General features: G+C 72.0%; 4 protein-coding genes. 3 read left to right on the forward strand and 1 reads right to left on the reverse strand.

From position 1 onward, the window contains the following. The coding region (locus tag DMH12_RS37850) for a type IV secretory system conjugative DNA transfer family protein (RefSeq protein ID WP_221763161.1) at positions 1–642 on the forward strand (642 nt) is incomplete at its 5' end. An 8-nt stretch (positions 643–650) separates the two neighbouring features. Here DMH12_RS37850 and DMH12_RS37855 read toward each other — a convergent pair. Next, positions 651–1211, reverse strand: coding sequence for a GNAT family N-acetyltransferase (locus tag DMH12_RS37855; protein WP_185832775.1), 561 nt, complete (start codon positions 1209–1211; stop codon positions 651–653). Positions 1212–1305: 94 nt separating this feature from the next. On the opposite strand from DMH12_RS37855, the gene DMH12_RS37860 reads away from it, so the two are divergent. Together DMH12_RS37860 and DMH12_RS37865 are read left to right on the forward strand one after the other, a co-directional pair. After that, positions 1306–2562: a sensor histidine kinase gene (locus tag DMH12_RS37860; protein WP_260474495.1), complete on the forward strand. Its 1257-nt coding sequence runs from the start codon at positions 1306–1308 to the stop codon at positions 2560–2562. Beyond that, positions 2559–3227, forward strand: coding sequence for a response regulator transcription factor (locus DMH12_RS37865; RefSeq protein ID WP_125495786.1), 669 nt, complete (start codon positions 2559–2561; stop codon positions 3225–3227). The genes DMH12_RS37860 and DMH12_RS37865 overlap by 4 nt, the downstream gene beginning before the upstream one ends. The last annotated feature ends 124 nt before the right edge of the window (positions 3228–3351 follow it).

The raw sequence follows: 3351 nt of genomic DNA on the forward strand, positions 1-3351 counted from the left end.
CGCCTCGACCAGGTCGTCAGCGACACCGCCGAACTCCTGCTGCGCAGCTACCTCCACGCCGCCGCCATCGACGGCCGCACCATCCGCCACGTCCACCGCTGGTCCCAGGGCCTGCAGATCCAGGACGCCGTACGCGTCCTGCGCACCCACCCCAAGGCCGCGCCCGGCTCCGCGGGCGAGCTCGAAGGGGCGCTCACCGCCCATCCCGAACGCCGCGACATGGCACAGCAGTTGACGGCCCGGGTCCTCGCGGCCCTCTCCACTGTCAACATCCGCGAGGCCTGTACTCCCAACCGAAGTGATGCCCTCGCCTTGGATTCCTTCGTCCACGAACAGGGCACCCTTTACGTGGTGGGGGAATCCATCGAGGACCCTCGCACGAGCCCCGGCGCGATGCCGCTGCTGACGGCGCTCGTCTCCAGCGTGGTCGAGCGCGGCCGGCGCATGGCCGAACGGTCATCCTCCGGTCGCCTCGACCCACCAATGACCCTCGTCCTGGACGACGTCGCGGCCGTGGCACCGCTTCCCCGGCTCCCGGAGCTGCTGGCCACCGGCGCGGACCACGGCATGCCGACCCTGGCCCTGCTCCGTTCCCGGGAACAGGGCCGGGCCCGCTGGCCGCACGACGAACTCCCCGTGTAGGGCCCGGGTCAGCGCTCCAGCACGAACTCCAGCTCGTGGTCCCCGGGCCCGCCCTCCAGCGGCACCGTTCGCCCGCTCGCCACGAACCCCGCGTTCCGGTAGGCGCCCTGCGCCCGCCCGTTGTCCGGATGCACGATGAGCCGCGCCCGCTCCGCGCCGTTCGCCCACGCCCACTCCAGGCCGACGGCGAACAGCGCCTTGGTCAGTCCGCTCCCCCGCCACTCGGGCCGCACGTACACACCCACGACATGCCCTTGCCGCCGCTCCACGGGGAAACCGGCCCAGTCCTTCGTCCCGGCCTCCTCCATCAGCACCGTCAGCGTGCCGAGCCACAGCCCACCGGGCCCCACCGCGACGATCTGCTGCGCCTCGGTCCGCCCCTCAGCGGCCTTGGCCGCCCGCTCCTGCCAGAACGAGTCCGGCCGCGCAGCCGCGTCGTCGTACGTCTGCAGATAGGCGAGGTGCGCCAGCGGATCCCGCAGCGCGCGCAGACGCAGCTCCTTCACGGCGGGCCACTCGTCGGCGCGTATGGAGCGGATCACGTAGTCACCGGGGACCGAGGCACTCATGCGGGCCACCGTAATACCCGGGTACTACGCCCCTCACCTCATATACGGCCCCCGGACGGACGCACCCGCCCGCCTCGCCGCCGACCATGGTCGAATGGAGCCCGTGAAGCCCGTCCCGGAAGACCGAGCGGCCGAACCCCTCACCGAGTACGTCCAGCGCGTCACCCGGCGGCTGCGCGCCTTCGACCGACGCCGTCCGCTCGTGTGGGACCTGCACTTCACCGCCTTCTGGGTCATCGCGGCGCTGACCGACTACGCGAGCGGCGGCTGGCGCCACAACGCCCACAGCCTCGACGCGCCCGGCGGCCTCGTCGTCGCCATGAGCCTCGCCTTCTCGGTCCCCCTCCTCTGGCGCCGCACCCACCCCGTGGCCGTACTCCTCCTCATGGCCCCGGTGGACCTCGTCAACGCCTGGGCGGGCACCGCGCTCCAAGCAGCCCTGCTCCAGCTCGTCCTGGTCTTCCACATCACCCTGCGCCGCCCCCTGCGCTCCCTGTGGTGGGTGGCCCCTCTGGTGACCGCCCCGACCGTCGTCACCGCCGCCCGGTACGGCGACGACGGTTCCTGGCACCAGCAGATCGGAGCGATGCTCCTGTCCATCGGCGTCGTCGCCCTCGTCGCGATCACCACCCGGACCCGGCGCGACCACACCGAGGTCCTGGAGGACCGAGCCCACCGCCTGGAGACCGAACGCGACCAGCAGCTCCGGCTCGCCGCAGCCGCCGAACGCACCCGCATAGCCCGGGAGATGCACGACATCATCGGCCACAACCTCTCCGTCATCACCGGCCTCGCCGACGGGGGACGGTACGCGGCCGCCAAGTCACCCGAGCGTGCCACCCAGGCCCTGGACGCCATCGGCACCACCAGCCGCCAGGCCCTCGCCGAACTCCGCCGCCTGCTGGACGTCCTGCGCGACGACGAACAGGACGGCCCCGCCGAACTCGCCCCGCAGCCCGCCCTCACCGACCTCGACCGACTCCTGGACGGCGTCCGCCGCGCGGGCCTCCCCGTCGGTACGAGCATCAACGGCCGGGCCACGCTCCCCGAGGGCCGCCAACTCACCCTCTACCGAGTCATCCAGGAAGCCCTCACCAACACCCTGAAGCACGCCGGCCCCGAGGTCACCGCACACATCGACCTCGCCTACGAGGCCGGCGGCGCCGTCACCCTCACCGTCACCGACACGGGCCGCGCCGCGCCGTCTCCCGCCCGCCCCGGCGGCCGCGGCCTGCCCGGCATGCGCGAGCGAACGTCCCTGTACGGCGGCACACTCGAGGCGGGCCCACGCCCGCACCCCGAACGCGGCTGGCGTGTCCACCTGCACCTACCGGAGGAAATCCCGCAGTGACCACCGTCCTCATCGCCGACGACCAGCCCCTGCAGCGGTTCGGCTTCCGGATGCTCCTGGAGAGCCAGGACGACATGACCGTCGTGGGCGAGGCACCGGGCGGTGCCGAGGCCGTCCGCCTGACGGCCGAACTCCACCCCGACGTAGTCCTCATGGACGTCCGCATGCCCGGCCTGGACGGCATCGAGGCGACCCGCCGCATCGTCGCGACCGGCGGCCGCACCCGGGTCCTCATCCTCACGACCTTCGACCTCGACGAGTACGCCTACTCCGGCCTGCGCGCCGGCGCGTCCGGCTTCCTCGTCAAGGACGCCCAGCCGGAGGAACTCCTCGCCGGCATCCGGTCGGTGGCCACGGGTGACGCGGTGGTCGCCCCGAGCCTCACCCGCCGCCTGCTCGACGCCTACGTCCAGCACCTGCCGGACGCCTCCGCCGAGCCCGACGACGCCCTCGATTCCCGCCTGACCTCCCTCACCGACCGCGAGACCGAGATCCTGCGGGTCATGGGCCAGGGCTGGACCAACACGGAGATAGCGGAGCGCCTGCACCTGGCCGAGTCGACGGTGAAGACCCACGTGGGCCGCATCCTGTCCAAGACCGGTTCCCGCGACCGCGTCCAGGCGGTGATCCTGGCCTATGACACGAAACTGGTGAGACCCTCATAAACGCAGAAAGCCCCGCACCGTTCCCGGTGCGGGGCTCTCATACAATGATTGTTCGGCGGCGTCCTACTCTCCCACAGGGTCCCCCCTGCAGTACCATCGGCGCTGTAAGGCTTAGCTTCCGGGT

The organism is Streptomyces sp. WAC 04229 (assembly GCF_003947455.1).
Lineage (GTDB): Bacteria > Actinomycetota > Actinomycetes > Streptomycetales > Streptomycetaceae > Streptomyces.

What these genes read in the sequence shown, in the direction of transcription:
- DMH12_RS37855 (WP_185832775.1), bottom strand. Translation starts at nt 1,211, where the DNA reads ATGAGTGCCTCGGTCCCCGGTGACTACGTGATCCGCTCCATACGCGCC.
- DMH12_RS37860 (WP_260474495.1), top strand. Translation starts at nt 1,306, where the DNA reads ATGGAGCCCGTGAAGCCCGTCCCGGAAGACCGAGCGGCCGAACCCCTC.